This is a genomic window from Streptomyces sp. Qhu_M48 (assembly GCF_051305195.1).
Taxonomy (GTDB): Bacteria; Actinomycetota; Actinomycetes; order Streptomycetales; family Streptomycetaceae; genus Streptomyces.
In genome coordinates this window covers 376,804-394,103 of record NZ_CP195432.1, presented here as the reverse complement: position 1 = coordinate 394,103, position 17,300 = coordinate 376,804, and the positions used below count along the sequence as shown (strand labels likewise).

Annotated in this window: 18 protein-coding genes; 5 read left to right on the top strand and 13 right to left on the bottom strand. The window is 71.6% G+C overall.

The features are described from left to right. Nucleotides 1–29 precede the first annotated feature (29 nt). The 7 genes from ccsB to hemL form a co-directional block, all read right to left on the bottom strand. Nucleotides 30–1,112: a c-type cytochrome biogenesis protein CcsB gene (gene ccsB / locus ACRRSS_RS02075; RefSeq protein ID WP_351897175.1), complete on the bottom strand. Its 1,083-nt coding sequence runs from the start codon at nt 1,110–1,112 to the stop codon at nt 30–32. Beyond that, the gene (resB, locus tag ACRRSS_RS02070) at nt 1,109–2,851 is read right to left on the bottom strand and encodes a cytochrome c biogenesis protein ResB (protein ID WP_435969503.1); all 1,743 of its coding nucleotides are present in this window, start codon (nt 2,849–2,851) and stop codon (nt 1,109–1,111) included. The genes ccsB and resB overlap by 4 nt, the downstream gene beginning before the upstream one ends. Before the next feature lie 5 nt (nt 2,852–2,856). Beyond that, a complete protein-coding gene (locus ACRRSS_RS02065) occupies nt 2,857–3,594 on the bottom strand; it encodes a cytochrome c biogenesis CcdA family protein (protein ID WP_351897169.1) in 738 nt (245 codons plus the stop codon). Nucleotides 3,595–3,598: 4 nt separating this feature from the next. Then, nucleotides 3,599–4,204, bottom strand: a complete 606-nt coding sequence (locus ACRRSS_RS02060) for a TlpA family protein disulfide reductase (RefSeq protein ID WP_435969502.1) — start codon at nt 4,202–4,204, stop codon at nt 3,599–3,601. Nucleotides 4,205–4,315: 111 nt separating this feature from the next. Further along, a complete protein-coding gene (locus tag ACRRSS_RS02055; RefSeq protein WP_435969501.1) occupies nt 4,316–5,614 on the bottom strand; it encodes a hypothetical protein in 1,299 nt (432 codons plus the stop codon). 271 nt (nt 5,615–5,885) lie between these two features. After that, nucleotides 5,886–6,602, bottom strand: coding sequence for a histidine phosphatase family protein (locus tag ACRRSS_RS02050; RefSeq protein WP_435969500.1), 717 nt, complete (start codon nt 6,600–6,602; stop codon nt 5,886–5,888). Then, nucleotides 6,599–7,945 (bottom strand): glutamate-1-semialdehyde 2,1-aminomutase, encoded by a 1,347-nt coding sequence (gene hemL, locus ACRRSS_RS02045; protein WP_435969499.1) that lies wholly within the window; start codon nt 7,943–7,945, stop codon nt 6,599–6,601. The genes ACRRSS_RS02050 and hemL overlap by 4 nt, the downstream gene beginning before the upstream one ends. A gap of 230 nt (nt 7,946–8,175) precedes the next feature. Between hemL and ACRRSS_RS02040 the strand changes: the two genes are divergently transcribed. Then, entirely contained in the window at nt 8,176–8,793 is a 618-nt protein-coding gene (locus ACRRSS_RS02040) for a hypothetical protein (RefSeq protein WP_435969498.1), read from the top strand. Between the two features lie 158 nt (nt 8,794–8,951). On the opposite strand, the gene ACRRSS_RS02035 is transcribed toward ACRRSS_RS02040, so the two are convergent. Further along, a complete protein-coding gene (locus ACRRSS_RS02035) occupies nt 8,952–10,970 on the bottom strand; it encodes an APC family permease (protein ID WP_435969497.1) in 2,019 nt (672 codons plus the stop codon). A 143-nt stretch (nt 10,971–11,113) separates the two neighbouring features. On the opposite strand from ACRRSS_RS02035, the gene ACRRSS_RS02030 reads away from it, so the two are divergent. Further along, entirely contained in the window at nt 11,114–11,533 is a 420-nt protein-coding gene (locus tag ACRRSS_RS02030; protein WP_435975225.1) for a MerR family transcriptional regulator, read from the top strand. A 207-nt stretch (nt 11,534–11,740) separates the two neighbouring features. Here ACRRSS_RS02030 and ACRRSS_RS02025 read toward each other — a convergent pair whose 3' ends face one another. Then, a complete protein-coding gene (locus tag ACRRSS_RS02025; protein WP_435969496.1) occupies nt 11,741–12,649 on the bottom strand; it encodes an ABC transporter substrate-binding protein in 909 nt (302 codons plus the stop codon). Nucleotides 12,650–12,794: 145 nt separating this feature from the next. Between ACRRSS_RS02025 and ACRRSS_RS02020 the strand changes: the two genes are divergently transcribed. Further along, nucleotides 12,795–13,010 (top strand): hypothetical protein, encoded by a 216-nt coding sequence (locus ACRRSS_RS02020; protein WP_435969495.1) that lies wholly within the window; start codon nt 12,795–12,797, stop codon nt 13,008–13,010. Nucleotides 13,011–13,042: 32 nt separating this feature from the next. Here ACRRSS_RS02020 and ACRRSS_RS02015 read toward each other — a convergent pair whose 3' ends face one another. Further along, on the bottom strand, nt 13,043–13,627 hold the full coding sequence (locus ACRRSS_RS02015; RefSeq protein ID WP_435969494.1) for a TIGR03086 family metal-binding protein: 585 nt from the start codon (nt 13,625–13,627) through the stop codon (nt 13,043–13,045). Nucleotides 13,628–13,751: 124 nt separating this feature from the next. On the opposite strand from ACRRSS_RS02015, the gene ACRRSS_RS02010 reads away from it, so the two are divergent. Further along, nucleotides 13,752–14,615 carry an AraC family transcriptional regulator gene (locus tag ACRRSS_RS02010; RefSeq protein WP_435969493.1) on the top strand — a complete coding sequence of 288 codons (864 nt, stop codon included), beginning with the start codon at nt 13,752–13,754 and terminating at the stop codon, nt 14,613–14,615. Here ACRRSS_RS02010 and ACRRSS_RS02005 read toward each other — a convergent pair. Further along, a complete protein-coding gene (locus tag ACRRSS_RS02005; protein ID WP_435969492.1) occupies nt 14,612–15,061 on the bottom strand; it encodes an N-acetyltransferase family protein in 450 nt (149 codons plus the stop codon). The genes ACRRSS_RS02010 and ACRRSS_RS02005 overlap by 4 nt on opposite strands. Before the next feature lie 201 nt (nt 15,062–15,262). On the opposite strand from ACRRSS_RS02005, the gene ACRRSS_RS02000 reads away from it, so the two are divergent. Then, nucleotides 15,263–16,000 (top strand): Mut7-C RNAse domain-containing protein, encoded by a 738-nt coding sequence (locus ACRRSS_RS02000; protein WP_435969491.1) that lies wholly within the window; start codon nt 15,263–15,265, stop codon nt 15,998–16,000. Nucleotides 16,001–16,177: 177 nt separating this feature from the next. Here the strand turns inward: ACRRSS_RS02000 and ACRRSS_RS01995 are convergent, their stop codons facing one another. Continuing rightward, nucleotides 16,178–16,663 (bottom strand): MarR family winged helix-turn-helix transcriptional regulator, encoded by a 486-nt coding sequence (locus ACRRSS_RS01995; protein ID WP_435969490.1) that lies wholly within the window; start codon nt 16,661–16,663, stop codon nt 16,178–16,180. Nucleotides 16,664–16,719: 56 nt separating this feature from the next. Next, nucleotides 16,720–17,280: a TetR family transcriptional regulator gene (locus ACRRSS_RS01990; RefSeq protein ID WP_435969489.1), complete on the bottom strand. Its 561-nt coding sequence runs from the start codon at nt 17,278–17,280 to the stop codon at nt 16,720–16,722. Nucleotides 17,281–17,300: the final 20 nt, after the last annotated feature.

Here is a 17,300-nt window from a genome sequence, read left to right as displayed (position 1 = left end):
CGTGGCCCCGGGGCCCGTCACCCGCGAGCTCAGACGCCCGCGTACGAGTGCTTGCTGCTGACGAAGATGTTCACGCCGTAGTAGTTGAAGAGGAAGCAGGCGAAGGCGATGAGCGCGATGTACGCGGCCTTCCGCCCCTTCCACCCGGCGGTCGCGCGCGCGTGCAGGTACGCGGCGTAACCGACCCAGGTGATGAAGGACCAGACCTCCTTGGCGTCCCAGCCCCAGTAGCGGCCCCACGCGTCGCCGGCCCAGATCGCGCCCGCGATGATCGTGAAGGTCCACAGCGGGAAGACGGCCGCGTTGACCCGGTACGAGAATTTGTCGAGCGAGGCCGCCGAGGGCAGCCGCTCCATGACGGAGCGGGCGAAGCCACCCGGGTTCCCGCCGGTCGCGAGCTTGTTCTCGTACGAGTCGCGGAAGAGGTACAGCAGGGTGGCGACCGCGCCGAGGTAGAAGACCGCGCCGCAGAAGATCGCGGTGGAGACGTGGATCCACAGCCAGTACGAGTCGAGCGCCGGGACCAGCTGGTCGCTGGGGGTCTTCAGCCAGGTGGTGGCCATGCCCAGGTCGAGCAGGACGGTGGTGACCAGCGGCAGCCCGAGCCAGCGGACGTTCTTCTTGGCGACCAGGAAGCCGAGGTACGCGCCGACCGCCACCGTCGAGAAGGTGGTGGAGAACTCGTACATGTTGCCCCAGGGGGCCCGCTGCACGGCGAGCGCCCGGGCGACCACGCCCGAGGCCTCGACCAGGAAGGCGAGGACGGTCAGCGAGACCGCGATCCGGCCGTACAGGTCGCCCTTGGCGGTGCCGCCTGCCGCGCCGGGACCGTCCGGCACGTCACGGGCGCCGGCCGCGGCGCGGGTGACGACCTTCGGCTTCTCCAGGACGGTGGTGCCGCCGGCCTGCTTGACCTGGACGGTCACGGCGGGGGTGGCGGCGCCGCCGCGCGAGGTGAGCGCGGCGGCCGTACGGCCGACCTTGCTGCGGCTGCCGAGGACCCACTCGGCGATGTGGGCGAAGAAGGCCAGGGTGTAGACGGCCATCGAGGAGTAGATGAGCAGGTCGCTCATCCGCGCCAGGCTCTCGTTGGTCGTGGCGGCGAGGATCACTTGTCGGCCTCTCCAGAAGGGGCAGGGTCTTCGGGTACGGCGAGGGGTGCCGCTTCAGCTGGTACGGCCTCCGGACCGGCGTCCGGTGCCGGCGGCGCGTCCGCCGTGAGGGCGACCGCGAGGTCGCCCAGCTCCTCGGGGAGCTTGGCGGACTCGCTGCGGCCCAGGCCCGCCATCTCGACGACGGTCACGCCGTCCTCGCCCCGCACGGCCCGGACCCAGACCCGGCGCCGCTGGATGAAGAGCGAGCCGGTCAGACCGGCGATCGCGGCGATCGCGCCCGCCAGGGCGAGGCCGTTGCCCGGCTGCTGCGAGACCTGGAAGCTCGCCCACTCCTTGACGTCCTTCTCGAAGGTGATCGAGCCGGCGCCGTTCGGCAGGGTCATCGTCTCGCCCGGCAGCATCCGCTGGGCGAGCTTGCCGCCCGACGCGTCCGTGAACTGGGTCATCTTGGACTTGTCGAGCTGGTACACGTTCTGCGGAAGACCGGAGTCGACCCGCAGGTCGCCGTGGAACCCGGTGAGCGCCATGACGGGGAAGTCGAGCGCCGGGAACTGGGAGAACATCGTGCCCTTGCCGGCGCCCGCGAACGTCGGCACGAAGAAGGCCTGGAAGCCCAGCTGCTCCTTCTTGCCGTTCTTGTCGCGGTAGCCGTCCATCACCTTGATGGCGCCGGTGGACGTGATGTTGTTGTCGATGGGCAGCAGCGGCACGGCGCCGTGGAAGACGGTCTTGCCGCGGCCGTCCTTGACGGTGACGACCGGCGCGTACCCGTGGGCGATCAGGTAGACCTTGGAGTCGCCCACCTTCAGCGGCTCGTTGACCCGGATGACGGTCTTCCTGACCTCGCCGCCCCGGGAGTAGGAGACCTTGGCCTCGAAGGTGCGGGGGGTGCCGCGCTGGGGGCCGTTCTTCTCGTACGTGCCGTCGAAGGCGTCGAGCTTGAAGCTGAACGGCTCCAGCTCGTCGATGCCGAACTGGGAGCCCGACTTGAAGTCGTCGTACTGGGTGAGCGTGTTGGAGAAGCCGTCGCCCTCGACGATCAGCTTGCCGCCCTCGGACTTGAAGAGCTGGCCCCAGGCGAAGGCGACGAGCATCACGATCAGGGCGACGTGGAAGGCCAGGTTCCCGGCCTCACGGAGGTAGCCCTTCTCGGCGGCGATCGCGTCGCCCTCGGGGTGGGAGCGGAAGCGGCGTCCCTTGAGGAGGGTGAGCGCCGCCTCGCGGACCTGCTCGGGCTCGGCCCCGGTGCGCCAGGTGGTGTACGCGGGGAGCCGGTCGAGGCGCCGGGGGGCGCCCGGCGGGCGGCTGCGGAGCTGGCCGACGAACTGCCAGCTGCGCGGCACGATGCAGCCGATGAGGGAGACGAACAGCAGGATGTAGATCGCGGAGAACCACACCGAGCTGTAGACGTCGAAGAACTGGAGCTTCTCGTAGAGCGGCGTGAGGGTCTTGTGGGCGTCCTTGAAGGCCTGTGCCTTCATCTCGTCCGCGCTGGTCTGCGGGATGAGGGAGCCGGGGACGGCGCCGAGGGAGAGCATGAAGAGCAGGATCAGCGCGACCCGCATGGAGGTCAGCTGCCGCCAGAACCAGCGGACCCAGCCGACGACCCCGAGGGTGGGGCCGCCGACGACGGTGTCGCCGCGGTCCTCCGTGGGTGCGGTGGAGAGCTGGGCGCCGGCCGCTTCGTCGGCCTTCCGCTCGTTCTCCGTCGTATCGGATGTGTCGGTCGTGCTCATGGAACTCAGATCCCCACCGTGAAACCGCTGGACCAGCCCTGCATCGTGGCGACCATGCTGTCCCACGCGCCCGTGAGGAGCAGGACACCGGTGACGAGCATCATGCCGCCGCCGATCCGCATCACCCACACATAGTGCTTCTTGACCCATCCGAACGCGCCGAGCGCCTTGCGGAAGGCCACGGCCGCGAGCACGAACGGTACGCCGAGGCCGAGGCAGTACGCGAAGGCGAGCAGCGCTCCTCGGCCGGCGCTGGCCTGCTCCAGGGCGAGCGCGTTGACCGAGGCGAGCGTCGGGCCGATGCACGGGGTCCAGCCGATGCCGAAGAGCGCGCCGAGCAGCGGGGCGCCGACCAGTCCGGCGACGGGCTTCTTGTGGAAGCGGAACTCGCGCTGGGTGAACCATGGCATCAGGCCGAGGAAGAACACGCCCATGAGGATCATGAGCACGCCGAGGATCGTGGTGAGCGTCTCCCGGTACTCCTGGAGGGTCGACCCGAAGTAGCCGAAGAGCGCTCCGCCGGAGACGAACACGGCGGTGAAGCCGAGGACGAACAGGACGGCCCCGGCGGTCATCCGGCCGCGGCGACTCTCGGCGAGGTCCGTGCCGGTGACCCCGGTGACGTAGCTGAGGTAGCCGGGGACGAGCGGGAGGACGCACGGCGAGAAGAAGGAGACGAGCCCGCCGAGGACCGCGAGGGGCAGGGCGAGCAGCAGGGCTCCGCTGGTGACCGTCTCGTTCACCGGCTCACTTCTCCTTGAGGAGGGGCTCGATCATCGACTTCAGCTTCTCCTCGTTGAGCGCCATGAGGGAGCGTGCGGCGATCTTGCCCTCCTTGTCGAGAACGACGGTGGAGGGGATGGACTGCGGGCTGAGCGTGCCCTTGGGGAAGCCGAAGAGGATCAGTTCGCCCTGTGGGTCGTAGAGGCTCGGGTAGGTCACCCCGTAGTCCTCCTCGAAGGCGAGCGCGGGCTGCTTGTTGGGGTCGCGGGTGTTGAGCCCGACGAACTCGACGCCCTGGGCCTTGAGGTCCTTGGCGGCCTTCGCGAAGTGCGGGGCCTCGGCGCGGCAGGGCGCGCACCACGAGCCCCAGACGTTGAGGACGACGACCTTGCCCTTGAGGTCGGCGACGTCGAGCCGCTTGCCGTCGAGGGTCTCGCCCGCGAGCTTTCCGGTGGCCGCGCGTTCACCCTTGGCCGCGGTGGAGATGCCGCCCGTGTTGGTCACGAAGTTGGTGTTGCCACCGCCGCCGGACTTGCCGTTGCTGTCGCCGCCGCAGGCCGAGAGGGTGAGGGCGGCGGACAGCACTCCGACGGCGAGCAGGGTGCGGCGAGGGGCACGGTCAAGGCTCATGTGAAAAGTTTCGCATGGGCGTTTGGGGGATCTTGGGCACCCCCCTACGTGCCCGTAAAGCCCCTTGTCAAGATCGCCTAAGCGATCGGCCGCCCCCGCGCTCCGGTGGAACTAGGCGGTCGGCGTGGACGAGGGGGTCGTCGTGGAGGTCGACGGGGGCCTGAGGAAAGTGTTCCATCCGCCCGTGGGCTTCTCGCCGACCCCAAGCGAACGCAGCCTGTCGAGGATCTTCGGGTCCTGGACGTCGAGCCAGTCCACGAACTGCCGGAAGGAGACGAGCCGGACGTCCTTCTTTCCGGCCATTCCCTTGAGCGCCTCCTCGACGGCGTCCATGTAGATGCCGCCGTTCCACTGCTCGAAGTGGTTGCCGATGAAGAAGGGCGCGCGGTTCGACTCGTACGCGCGCGTGAAGCCGGCGAGGTAGGCCTCGGCCGCCTGCTTGCGCCAGCCCGGGTAGCGCGAGGGCATGCCCTTCGTCGTGTTCTTCGACTGGTTGGCGAGCATGTTGTAGTCCATGGAGAGGACCTCGAAGGAGTGCCCGGGGAAGGGCACGGCCTGGAGCGGGAGGTCCCAGATGCCCTGGCGCTTGACGGGCCAGGTCTGCCGGCCGCCGGGCGAGCTGGCGTCGTAACGCCAGTTCAGACGCTTGGCGGTGGGGAGCAGGTTGTCCTGGCCGAGGAGGCAGGGGGTGCGGCCGCCGACCAGCTCCTTGGAGTAGTCGAAGGGCAGCGGGTCGAGTTCGGTCCAGCCGCTGTTCGTCTTCCATTCGGTGACGAACTTCATGGCCTGGTCGATCTCGCTCTGCCACTGGGCCGGGGTCCAGTTGCCCACGGAGCCGGAGCCGCCGCAGAAGTGCCCGTTGAAGTGGGTGCCGATCTCGTGGCCTTCGAGCCAGGCCTGCCGGACGTACTTCAGCGTGTCCTTGATGTGGTCGTCGGTGAGGTAGCCGATGTCGGAGGCGCCGACGCGGTTGTTCGGCGGGCGGTAGAGGTTCTTCTTGGACTCGGGGAGGACGTAGACCCCGGAGAGGAAGAAGGTCATGGCCGCGTCGTGGTTCTTGGCGAGTTCGAGGAAGCGCGGGAAGAGGCCGTTGCCGACCTCGCCGGCGCCGTCCCAGGAGAAGATCACGAACTGCGGCGGGGTCTGGCCGGGTTCGAGCGGGACGGGGGCGTCGGGCTGGTGCGGCTGCTTCCCGGTGTCGGCGGTGGAGCCGTCGCCGATGAGCCGTACCTGGTCCTTGGTCGGGGTGGCGGTGCTCGGATCCGCCGAGACGTCACCCCCCTTTTCAGGTCCGGAACGTCCGGTCTTGTCCTGATTGCCGGAACTGCACGCGGCGACACCCATCGCCGCGGCGGCACCAACACCGGCCCCGAGCAGCCCCCTTCGACTGATCCCACTGATTCCGCGCATGACATCCCCATTCGCGCTGACGTATGACCTGAACGTCATCCAAACCGACAATGAGTGAGATGCCGGGAGGAACACGTAGGTTCCGGGAATTCGCACAAAAATTTCAGGGCGGTCGATTGGCATGAACACCATCGACCGCCCTGAACTCTGGACCGTGCGCTCCCACACTGTCCAGTGGGGTTGTACGACCACCCCGAAGAACTGCGCCGCACTCCCGCGAAACCGCTCCGCGCCGTGGAGAACAGCGCCGGGTTGTGGAGAACGTGGAGAACTACGCCCCGAAAGCCTTCGACTTCCCCTTGACCGGCTTCGCGCCGGCCAGCAGGTGCGCCGGTACGAGATCCCGGGCCGGCTCGCTGTACCCGACCGACACGATCTTGTCGCCCCGGTACGTGAACGAGGTCAGCGAGGCCAGCGTGCACTGCCGCCGCCGCGGGTCGTGCCAGAGCCGGCGCCTCTCCACGAAGCTGCGGACGATCCAGATCGGCAGCTGGTGGCTGACGCAGACCGCCTCGTGCCCCCGGGCCGCGTCCTTCGCCGCGTCGAGCGCGCCCATCATCCGGACGACCTGCTCCACGTACGGCTCGCCCCAGGACGGCTGGAACGGGTTGGTCAGGTGCTTCCAGTTCGCCGGCTTGCGCAGCGCCCCGTCCCCGACGCCGAAGGTCTTGCCCTCGAAGACGTTCGCCGCCTCGATGAGCCGCCCGTCGCTCGCCAGATCCAGACCGTGGGCCTTGGCGACCGGCATCGCCGTCTCCTGCGCCCGCTCCAGCGGGGAGGCGACGACGTGCGTGATGTCCCGGTCGGCCAGGTGCTCGGCGACCCGGTCGGCCATCTGCCGGCCGAGCTCGGAGAGGTGGTAGCCGGCGCGGCGCCCGTAGAGCACACCGTCCGGGTTGTGGACCTCGCCGTGCCGCATCAGATGGACGACGGTGATGTCCTCGTCGGGGACGTCCCGCTCCCGCACGGGGGCGTTCGGCTCGCTCATGCCGTCGCCTCCGCGGCGGCGCGGGCCGCGGCCGGCAGCGCGGCGGCGATCCGCTCGATCGCCCGCTCGTCGTGGGAGGCAGACACGAACCAGGACTCGAAGGCGGACGGCGGCAGGTAGACGCCGTCGGCCAGCATCGAGTGGAAGAAGGCGTTGAAGCGGAAGGCCTCCTGCCGCTTCGCCTCGTCGTAGTTCCGCACCTCGTCGGCGGTGAAGAAGACCGAGAACATGTTGGACGCGGTCTGCAGCCGGTGCGCCACGCCCTCCTTGGCGAGCGCGCCCGTGACCAGGCCCTGGATCTCCGCCGAGACCGCGTTCACCTTCTCGTACGCCGCGTCGTCGAGCAGCCGCAGCTGCGCGAGCCCGGCGGCGGTTGCGATCGGGTTACCGGAGAGGGTGCCCGCCTGGTAGACCGGCCCGGCCGGAGCCAGGTGGCCCATGACGTCGGCGCGGCCACCGAACGCGGCGGCCGGGAAGCCGCCGCCCATGACCTTGCCGAAGGTCAGCAGGTCGGCCCGGACGCCGTCGACGCCGTACCAGCCGGCCTTCGAGGTACGGAATCCGGTCATCACCTCGTCGGAGATGTACAGCGCGCCGTTCTCCCGGCACACGTCCGCGAGGCCCTGGTTGAAGCCCTCCGCCGGCGGCACGACGCCCATGTTGCCGGGCGAGGCCTCGGTGATGACACAGGCGATCTCGCCCGGGTGCGCGGCGAACGCGGCCCGCACGGCGGCCAGGTCGTTGTAGGGCAGCACGATCGTGTCCCCGGCCTGGGCGCCGGTCACGCCGGGCGTGTCGGGCAGGCCCAGGGTGGCGACGCCGGAACCGGCCGCGGCCAGCAGCGCGTCCACGTGGCCGTGGTAGCAGCCCGCGAACTTGACGACCTTGGCGCGCCCGGTGAACCCGCGGGCGAGCCGGATCGCGGACATCGTGGCCTCGGTGCCGGAGGAGACCAGGCGCACCTGCTCGACCGGCTCGACGCGGGCCACGATCTCCTCGGCGAGCGCGACCTCGCCCTCGCCGGGCGTACCGAAGGAGGTGCCGCGGGCCACGGCGTCCTGCACCGCGGCGGTGACCTCGGGGTGCGCGTGGCCGAGGATCATCGGCCCCCACGAGCACACCAGGTCGACGTACTCACGGCCGTCCGCGTCGGTGAGGTAGGGACCGGAACCGGACACCATGAACCGGGGCGTTCCGCCCACGGCCCGGAAGGCCCGCACCGGTGAGTTCACGCCGCCGGGCGTCACGAGGGAAGCGCGGTCGAAAAGCGTCTGTGAGACTGGGGCTTCGTATGAATACGGCACTGTGATCCTGACCTGCGAGAACGACTTCGGGCACGACATGGGGAACGGAGGGACGGCGTGGACATCCTGTGTATTACGCCGGGGCGTTCGCCCTCCGCGTCTGCGAAACTGGGGCGACATAGGGATGACTCACGGAATCCATGGTGTCAGAGGCCACGGCGTTCTTGCGGACAGGTGTTTCACCGTACGAACGCGGGGGAGGTCACTGACACGATGATCGGGTTGCGCGGCGGGGTCGTGTTGCCGAGAAAAAGCAGTCGGGTGGAGATATGCATCGCGGTGGCGGACCGGGCGAGGGGACGGACGATCTGGGTCCGGAGTCTGCCCGCCGGGGGAGACACCGGCGCCGGCGGAGCGAGGACCCGAGCGCGGGAACCCCGGGCATTCCCAGCATTCCCGGCACATCGGGCCCTCCGGGAGCACCGGTCGCCGGAGGCGGGAGTGGCCGGTTGGGGGTGACGTACAAGTACTTCGGCGCGCCCGACGGTGCCACGGCGGCCCGCGTCCCGATCTCGATGCGTCCGGAGGAGCTCGGCGGCGACGAGCTCGGCATGGGCGGCATGTTCACCAAGATCAAGCCCGAGACCATAGCCGCCATGGTCCTGACCGGCATCCAGGGCATGCCCCTGCACAAGGTGCCCCCGCTGGAGCTGGTGGTCCTGCACCCGGACTACGCGGTGGTGAAGCTGCCGATGACCGTGGTCGACCCGCTGCGCGCGATCGGCGAGGAATCGGTCGGCGCCGCCGCCTTCATCTGGTCCACGGTCCCGGACCGCGGCGGCCCGCGCGACGCGTTCGACGTCTACCAGCTGCTCCACGAGTGGCAGGACTTCTCGGTCCGCCTCCACGAGGCGGGTCACCAGCCCTACTGCCTGGTCTGGCCGTAGGGACGCGCGGCGCCGGAGAAGACCGAAGAGGATCGGGAGTACGACCGGGAGTGAGACCGGGAGAGGTCCGGCCCGCGGTCGGAGAGGGCCGACCCGCGGTCGCAGAGGACCGGCCCGCGGTCGGAGAGGACCGGCCCGCGCTCAGGTCCGGTCCTCGATCAGGTCCGGTCCTCGGCCGCCTTCGCGGCGTCCGCCGCCCGCGCGCGCTCGGCGGCGAGTTCGCGGGCGGAGGCCAGCCGGTACGGCACGTCGATGACGACGACGTTCTTCATGAACAGCAGCCGGGCCTTGAGGCGCAGCGCGCTCTGGTTGTGCAGCGGCTGCTCCCACCAGTGCCCGACCACGTACTCGGGGATGATCACCGAGATCACCGCGCTCCCGGTCCGCTCGGGCGCCTCCCGGACGTGCCGCAGGACCGGCTGGACGATCGAGCGGTACGGGGAGCTGAGCACCCGCAGCGGTACGTCGATGCCGCGCGCCTCCCAGGTCGCGCGGAGCACCTCCGCCTCCGCCGGGTCCTCGGCGACGGTGACCGCCGTGAGGGAGGTGGGGCGCAGGGTCTTCGCGTACGACAGGGCCCGGAGGCTGGGCGCGTTGACCGAGGCCACCAGGACGAGGACATGGTTCCCGGCGAGGGCGCGGGGCAGCTCGTGGGGGCCGACGGCGACCTCGGAGGCGACGGTGTCGTAGTGCCGCCGCACCCCCTTCATCCCGGCGAAGAGCACCGGCATCGCGATGACGACGATCCAGGCGCCGTGGGTGAACTTGGTGATGAGGACGATGACGAGGACGACCGCCGTCAGACAGGCCCCGAAGGCGTTGATGGCGAGGCTGCGGTGGATGCGGCGGCGGCCGGCGCGGGTGGTGGGGCCGCCGGGGCTTCCGGGCGTGGCGTGGGTTCCGGGCGTGGCGGGTCTGGCGAGTTCTCGCCGCCAGTGCTTGACCATGCCGGCCTGGGAAAGGGTGAAGGAGACGAAGACGCCGATGATGTACAGCTGGATGAGGCGGGTCAGCTGCGCGTCGAAGGCGACGATGAGGGCCATGGCGGCGAGCGCGAGGAGCACGATGCCGTTGGAGTAGACGAGCCGGTCGCCGCGGTGGAAGAGCTGGCGGGGCGCGTAGCGGTCCCGGCCGAGGACGGAGGCGAGCATCGGGAAGCCGTTGAAGGCGGTGTTGGCCGCCAGGATGAGGACGCCCGCGGTGACGGCCTGCAGCGCGTAGAACAGGACGTGCCAGTCGCCGAAGGTGGCCCGCCCGATCTGCGCGAGGGCGGTGGACGTCGGGGTTCCGGGGGCGAGTCCGAGTTCGGTGGGGTCCTCGGCGACGTGGACCTCGTAGACCATGGCGAGCACGGTGATCCCGGAGAACATCGTCACGGAGAGCCCGCCCATGATCGCGAGGGTCATGGCAGCGTTGCGGCTCTTGGGCTTGGCGAACGCCGGTACGCCGTTGCTGACGGCCTCGACACCGGTGAGCGCGGTGCAGCCGGAGGCGAAGGCGCGCATGGCGAGCAGCACGAGGGCGATCCCCGAGTAGGTGGAGACCTCCTCGACGGGCAGGTCGGCGGACTCGGCGCGGATCGTCGAGCCGGTCGCCATCCGTACCGCGGCCACCGCGAACATCAGGTAGATGACGGTGATGAAGGCGTAGGTGGGGAGGGCGAACCAGCGCCCCGACTCGCGCACCCCGCGCAGATTCAGCCAGGCGAGCACCGCGACGAAGAACACCGACATGGCCACGGCGTGCCCGTCGAGCGAGGGGACGGCCGAGGTGATGGCGGCGACCCCGGAGACGACGGAGACGGCGACGGTCATCACGTAGTCGATGAGCAGCGCGGAGGCGGCGGTGAGCGCGGCTGTCTGCCCGAGGTTCTCGGCGGAGACGACGTAGGCCCCGCCACCGCCCGGGTAGGCGTAGCAGGTCTGGCGGTACGAGGCGACGACGACCAGGAGCAGGACGACGATGCCGGCCGCCGCGTACCAGGCCAGATGGAGCACGGCGAGCCCGCCGAGGGCGAGGATCAGCAGGATCTCCTCGGTGGCGTACGCGACCGAGGAGAGCGGGTCGCTGCAGAAGATCGGCAGGGCGACCCGCTTCGGCAGCAGGGTCTCCCCGAGTCGTCCGCTGTCCAACGGACGACCTACGAGCAGGCGTTTCGCCGCACTTCCAGCTCTCATAAGTGATGAAGTTAGGACGAATGGTATGTAATGCGCGGAAGCCGCGCCCGGTGGGAGCCCCCGTACGCCCTGGGAGCCCCGTACGAGGAAGGAACCGACGCGTGAGCGGAGTACGAGGAGTGCCAGGAGTGCTGGGAGTACGGATGACCGGCGAGCCCATGCAGATCGGCGAGGTCGCCGCACGGACCGAACTGCCCCTGCGCACGATCCGGCAGTACGAGGACAGCGGCCTGGTCGTCCCGTCCGCGGCCTCGCCGGGCGGCTTCCCGCTCTACACGGACGCGGACGTGTCGCGGCTGATGGTGGTCCGCCGGATGAAGCCGCTCGGCTTCACCCTCGACGAGACCCGCGAGCTCCTCACGGCCGTGGACCGGCTGGCGGCCGAGCGCGCGGGCACCGAGACGGAGCTCGACCCGGACGAGCGGACCGCGCTGGTGGCCCGCGTCCGCCGCTACGAACAGGCCGCCGCGGAGCGGGTCGCCGAACTGCGGGCGCAGCTCGCCCGCGCGGAGGAGTTCGCCGACTCCCTCCGCCGCACCAGGCTGACGCCCGCCCCGGCGTAACGGGGGACTGGCTCCGGGGCCGGGTGGGTCGGGGCCGGGTGGGTCGGGGCAGGCCCGGGTGGGTCGGGGCCGGGTGGGTCGGGGCAGGCCCGGGTGGGTCGGGCCTCGATCGGCTCGGCTCCGGTCGGTCGGGTCGGGGCCGGTCGGTCAGGCCCGGCCCGGTCGGACCCCGTCAGGTCGGGTCGGGTCGGGGCCGGGTGGGCCTGCTCAGGCCGTGAGCGCCTCGGCCAGCTCGTGGAAGAAGCGTGCGTAGGCGGCCGGGCTGGGCGGGGTCTCCGGGTTCCACGGCGTGGACCGGACCCCCGCCAGGACCTCGTCCGGCGCCGTCGCGTGGGCCCGGCTGTCGAAGAGGACCAGGTCGGGACGGAGTTCGGCGGCGCGGCCCCAGTCGCCGGTGAGCCAGTTGGCACCGGGCCCGGGGCCCGGGTCGACGAGCCGGACACCCAGCTCGGCGAGGTGCGCCAGCTCCGGCCAGGCCAGCGGCCGGGCCAGGTGCACCTGGTCGGGGCCGGCCCCGGAGAGGGCGAGCACGGTGAGCGCGCTCCGGTCGGCGGCCTTCCGCAGGGCGTCCTCGGCGGCCCGCAGCCCGGCCCGGGAGACGGACTCGCGGCCGCCGGGGTCCCCCTCAGCACCCGCCCCGGCGCCCGGCACACCCGCCCGGGTCTCTGGCACACCCGCCCCGGCGTCCAGCGCAGCCGTCCCGGCGTCCGCCCCCGCCGTACCGGCGTCCGCCGCGGCCCCCAGGCTCACCGCCAGCTCCCCGAAACGGTCGAGGATCTCCGGCAGGGTGAGCTCGTTCCCGACGGAGAGTGCGACGAGCGGCACCCCGAGCCGTTCCACGACGGCCTCGTCGAGCGCGTACGGGCTCTTCCCGTCGTAGGTCACGTCGACGATCACGTCCGGCCGCAGCTCCCGCAGCAGCGCCTCGTCCAGGCCCCGGCCCGGCCCGAGGTACGTCACCGCCGCCGCCCGCAGCCCGCCCTCCTTCGCCGGATCCAGGACGTCGCCGTCGTGCCCGGAGCCGTACACCGCGACCGGCGTCACGCCCAGGTCGCACAGGGCCGCCCCGGCCCGCACGTACGCGATCACCCGCCGCGGCACACGTGCCGCCCCCACCTCCGTACCTCTGTCGTCCGTGAATCCCCACGCCAGTGCCCCGGACATACGGCTGCTCCCTCCCCGGCCGGAATGCGCCTCTTCCGCCACCTTGGAGCGGTTCCCCGGCCCGCACAAGAGGGCCTGCGGTTGTCCGACCCCCCGCGTGCTCACGCTCTTCGGCCTGCTCGCCGTCTCGACGGTGGCGTGGGTCGCGCTCGGTCCGCGCGCCCGTGCCCGCGTCCGCCGCGACCGGGCGCGCACCCCGCTGGAGCGGATCCGGCACCCGCGGGAGTCGACCGCGCTGACGCCCGAGGAGGAGCACGCCTTCGACCAGGTCGTCTCCCGGCTCTCCCTGGGCGGACCGGGCCGCCTGCGCTGACCGGCGGGCCGACGAACCCCGGCCCTCGGAACTCAGGCCTTCCAGGCCCGTGGATCACGCCCCGTGGTCGCCAGCAGGCGCTCGAAGACGGTGGCGTCCCCGGGCAGCTCGACGGCCTCGCCGAAGACGCTCATCTTCCGGGCCATGGGCGCCATCCGCTCCACCTCCTCGACGAGCCCCGCGACCACCGCCGGGTCGGCTTCGTAGCTCCGCCCGGTGGCGCGGGCCAGGTCCCAGGCGTGCACGGTCAGGTCGAGCAGCACCATCGAGCCGACGGTCCGCGCGGGCAGCCCCATGGCTCCGGTGGTGCCCTCCTCGGCGTCCGGCGCCGACCAGGCCTCGACGAGCTTCCCGGTCTCGGCCTCGAAGCGCTCGCGCCAGTCGGCCTCGGCGAGCCGGTCGGGAGTCGAGGCGAAGTCGGCCGGCTGCTTGGCGGCGAGGGCCTGGAAGTTCACGACGACGCCGAAGAGATGGTTCAGCAGGGCGCGCACGTCGTACTCGCCGCAGGGCGTGGGCGCGCCGAGAGAGGTGTCGGCGGTGTCCCTGATCAGGGGAGTGGCGCGGGTGGCCGCGGTACGGAGCAGGTCACCGATGCGGGGCGGGGCCTCGTTCGTCATGGTGGCGACGCTAGGGGAGCACACGGGTCGCGGTCTTGAAGAAACACGCCAGGCCGCCCCCTGCCGCCCCCGGGGCTCTCCGACGGACCGGCCACGATCCGCCGGGCGGCCCTAGCATCGGAGGATGTCCGACTCCGCTCCCCGCCGGGACACCCGGGGCATCGTCGACCCCGCCGAGCTGCTCTCCCGCGTTCGCTTCCGCCGCCACACCCCGGCGCCTGAGCTGCGGCCCTACCTGGAGCACTACTGGCTGATCGACTGGGAGCTGCCGGAGCCGTACGCGACCCACGTCGTCCCGCACCCGTCGGTGAACATCGTCTTCCAGCGGTACGGGGCGCTCGGCGTCCCGGCGACGGCGGCGAACGCGTCCGCCGAGGTCGCGGGGATCGGGCTCGGCCTCTTCACCCAGAAGCTGGCGGAGGCGGGGCGGGTCTGCGGGGTGCAGTTCCGTCCGGGCGGCTTCCGCCCCTTCGCGCCCGCGTGGCCGGTGTCGGCCTGGACGGGCCGCCGGGTCCCCCTCACCGAGGTGTTCCCGGACACGGACCCCGACCTGCCGTCCACCGTCCTCTCCCCCGCCACCGACCACGCGCGCGTGGCGGCGCTCGACGCCTTCCTCCTGGCCCACGGCCCCGCCCCCGACCCGGTCGCCGAGCGGGCCATGGACCTGGTGGACCTGGTCCGCACGGACCGCGCGGTCCGCAGGGTGTCCCAACTGGCTGCGGCGTCGGGGCTGTCGGCGCGCTCGCTCCAGCGCCTCTTCGCGACCGGCGTCGGCGTGGGCCCGAAGTGGGTGATCCTGCGCTACCGCATCCACGAGGCCCTGGAACGCGCCGAGGCCGCGGAGGCGGCGGGCGCCCCGGACTGGGCGGCGCTGGCGGCCGAGCTGGGCTACAGCGACCAGGCCCATCTCGTACGGGACTTCACGGCGACGGTCGGTGTGCCGCCGACGGCGTACGCCCGGGGCCGCTCCGACCCCGGGCGCTCCTAGGAGGCGTCGTCCGGGGCGGTGAGCGTCCGGGAGAAGTGGAAGGCCACGATGTCGAAGCGCTCGCGCAGGTAGAAGCGGTGGGCCCCGGTGCGGTGGGTGCCGGAGTCGAGGTTGAGCTCGTGGCAGCCGGCGGCGCGGGCGTGGCCCTCCAGGTGGGCGACGAGCGCGTGGCCGACCCCGGTGGAGCGGGAGGCGGCGGCGGTCACGAGGTCGTCGACGTAGAGATTGCGCAGGGTGCTGGTGTTGTTGACGACGCGCCAGCCGGCCGCGCCGACGCAGCTGCCCTGATCGGTGTAGGCGGCGCTGAAGCGCAGGCCTTGGGGGTGCCCGGCCTCGTACACCTCGCGGAAGAGCTCCGGGGTGAGGTGGGGGCGGAGCTCGGAGAGTACGGGCAGGAGGTCGCTCTCCAGCCGGGGGTCGCCGGGCGAGAGGTCGATGATCTTCATGCCGGGACCGTACCTCAGGGTTTTGTCCGGGTTGACGCGCATGGCACAGCCCTGGATATTTATCTGCGTAACGCAGATGATGTGTCACGCAGCAGTAAATGGCCTCTCCGCCCTGCCCCGGCCTCGTCCCCAGCTCACCCCCGCCCCCGGCAGGGCCGAATTGCCTGGCCGTCCCGCCCGCCCCGGTGCGATCCTGTCCCGGTGAACGGACCGGAGATCCACATCAGTTTCGCCCCCGGCCTGGGGCTTTTCGTATCGCCGGAGCGCCGCTCGGGCCGGACGGCCGTGACCACGGACGGCGCCTCCTCGCTCGGCCATGTCGTGGAGTCGCTCGGCGTCCCGCTCACCGAAGCCGGACGGCTCCTGGTCGACGGGCGGCCCGTCGACACCTCGCACGTCCCGGCCGCGGGCGAGACGGTCGAGGTGGAGAGCGTCGCCCGCCCGCAGCGGGTGCCGGGAGCGCCGCTCCGGTTCCTGCTCGACGTGCATCTGGGCACGCTGGCCCGGCGCCTGCGACTGCTCGGGGTGGACGCGGCGTACGAGAGCGAGGACATCGGCGACCCCGCCCTCGCCGCGCTCTCGGCGCGGGAGGAACGCGTGATGCTCTCGCGGGACCGCGGTCTGCTGCGCCGCCGCGAACTGTGGGCGGGGGCCTACGTCTACAGCGACCGCCCGGACGACCAGCTCCGCGACGTCCTTGAGCGGTTCGCGCCCCCGCTCGCACCCTGGACGCGGTGCACGGCGTGCAACGGACGGCTGAGCGACGCCGACAAGGACGCGGTGCGCGAGCGCCTGGAGCAGGGCACGGAGAAGACGTACGACGTCTTCGCCGAGTGCGTGGAGTGCGGCCGGGTCTACTGGCGCGGCGCCCACCACGCCCGTCTGGAGGCGATCGTCTCCGACGCGGTACGGGAGTTCGGCGCCACGACGACCGGCTGACGAGAAGCGGCTGACGAGGACCTGCTGACGACATCCGGCTGACGGCACCCGGCGGTACCGCCGCCGGGGCGGCGGCCGGCCCGGCGCGACCCGCGTCCTCCGGGGGCTCCGGAGCCTCCGTGTCCTCCTGAGGCTCCAGGGGCTCCAGGGGCTCCAGGGGCTCCGGGACGCTCCGGTTCAGTTCAGGTCGCCGCCGCGCAACCGCTCGACCTGCGCGGCGCTGACCTCGACGGTGCGCCGCATATGGGCGATGAGCAGGGCGACCTCGGCGTCGCTGTAGACGTCGAACATCGTGCCCCAGGCCCCGTTGAGCTTGCGCCACAGGGCGCCGAACTCCGCGATCCGCTCGGGCACGAGGGCGACCAGGACCCGCCGCCGGTCCTCGGTGTCCCGTTCACGCGTCACATAGCCGGACCGCTCCAGGCGGTCGACCAGCCGGGTCGCGGAACCGGTGGTGAGCCCGGTCAGCTCGGCGACCCGTCCGGTGGTCACCGGCCCCGGCTCCAGGCTGAGCAGGTTCAGGCACTGCACATCGGTCGGGTGGAGCCCCAGATGGTCGGCGACGGCCTGGTTGAACAGGGCGTAGGCCGCCATGTAGCGGCGGGCCTCCCCGTACAGCTCGGTCATCAGCGCGCCGCGCCGGGCGGAACTCTTCTGCGTCATGCAGGGATTGTACGAACCGGACACCCCCGCGGCCCGGGCCCGTGAGCCGAGGCGCCTCAGGGCGTCTCGGCCGTCAGATAGCGCTGCACGGTCGGGGCCAGCCAGGCCACGATCTCCTCGCGGGACATCTGGACGGCCGGCGGCAGGCGCAGCACGTAGCGGGTGAGCGCCATGCCGAGGATCTGGGACGCGACGAGCGCGGCCCGTTTCGGGGCCTCCTCCGGGTCGGGGCAGACGCCCCGGGTGACGGGCCCGAGCTGCGAGGCGAAGATCTCCTGCATCCGTTCGGCCCCGGCGGCGTTGGTGACCCCCACCCGCAGCATCCCGGTGAGGACCTCGTCCCGCTCCCAGCGCTCCAGGAAATGGGTGACGAGGACGGCCCCGATGTGCCGCGCGGGCAGGGCGCCCAGCTCGGGCAGGCCGATCTCGATCTCGGAGGCGGCGGCGAACAGGCCCTCCTTGTTGCCGTAGTAGCGCATGACCATCGACGGATCGATCCCGGCGTCGCGCGCGATGGCCCGGATGGTGGCGCGGTCGTATCCGTCGGAGGCGAAGCGCTCACGAGCGGCCTCCAGGATGGCGGCCCTGGTGGCGTCGGAGCGGCGGGCGGTCGTCATATCAACAACTGTAGGCCAAC

Excerpts from the sequence above, each read along its gene's own strand:
- ACRRSS_RS02040 (WP_435969498.1), top strand. The coding sequence starts at position 8,176 with ATGCATCGCGGTGGCGGACCGGGCGAGGGGACGGACGATCTGGGTCCG.
- ACRRSS_RS01995 (WP_435969490.1), bottom strand. The coding sequence starts at position 16,663 with ATGACGCAGAAGAGTTCCGCCCGGCGCGGCGCGCTGATGACCGAGCTG.
- ACRRSS_RS02005 (WP_435969492.1), bottom strand. The coding sequence starts at position 15,061 with ATGAAGATCATCGACCTCTCGCCCGGCGACCCCCGGCTGGAGAGCGAC.
- ACRRSS_RS02060 (WP_435969502.1), bottom strand. The coding sequence starts at position 4,204 with ATGAGCCTTGACCGTGCCCCTCGCCGCACCCTGCTCGCCGTCGGAGTG.
- hemL (WP_435969499.1), bottom strand. The coding sequence starts at position 7,945 with ATGTCGTGCCCGAAGTCGTTCTCGCAGGTCAGGATCACAGTGCCGTAT.
- ACRRSS_RS01990 (WP_435969489.1), bottom strand. The coding sequence starts at position 17,280 with ATGACGACCGCCCGCCGCTCCGACGCCACCAGGGCCGCCATCCTGGAG.
- ACRRSS_RS02010 (WP_435969493.1), top strand. The coding sequence starts at position 13,752 with ATGTCCGACTCCGCTCCCCGCCGGGACACCCGGGGCATCGTCGACCCC.
- ACRRSS_RS02015 (WP_435969494.1), bottom strand. The coding sequence starts at position 13,627 with ATGACGAACGAGGCCCCGCCCCGCATCGGTGACCTGCTCCGTACCGCG.
- ACRRSS_RS02035 (WP_435969497.1), bottom strand. The coding sequence starts at position 10,970 with ATGAGAGCTGGAAGTGCGGCGAAACGCCTGCTCGTAGGTCGTCCGTTG.
- ACRRSS_RS02055 (WP_435969501.1), bottom strand. The coding sequence starts at position 5,614 with ATGCGCGGAATCAGTGGGATCAGTCGAAGGGGGCTGCTCGGGGCCGGT.
- ACRRSS_RS02030 (WP_435975225.1), top strand. The coding sequence starts at position 11,114 with ATGACCGGCGAGCCCATGCAGATCGGCGAGGTCGCCGCACGGACCGAA.
- resB (WP_435969503.1), bottom strand. The coding sequence starts at position 2,851 with ATGAGCACGACCGACACATCCGATACGACGGAGAACGAGCGGAAGGCC.
- ACRRSS_RS02050 (WP_435969500.1), bottom strand. The coding sequence starts at position 6,602 with ATGAGCGAGCCGAACGCCCCCGTGCGGGAGCGGGACGTCCCCGACGAG.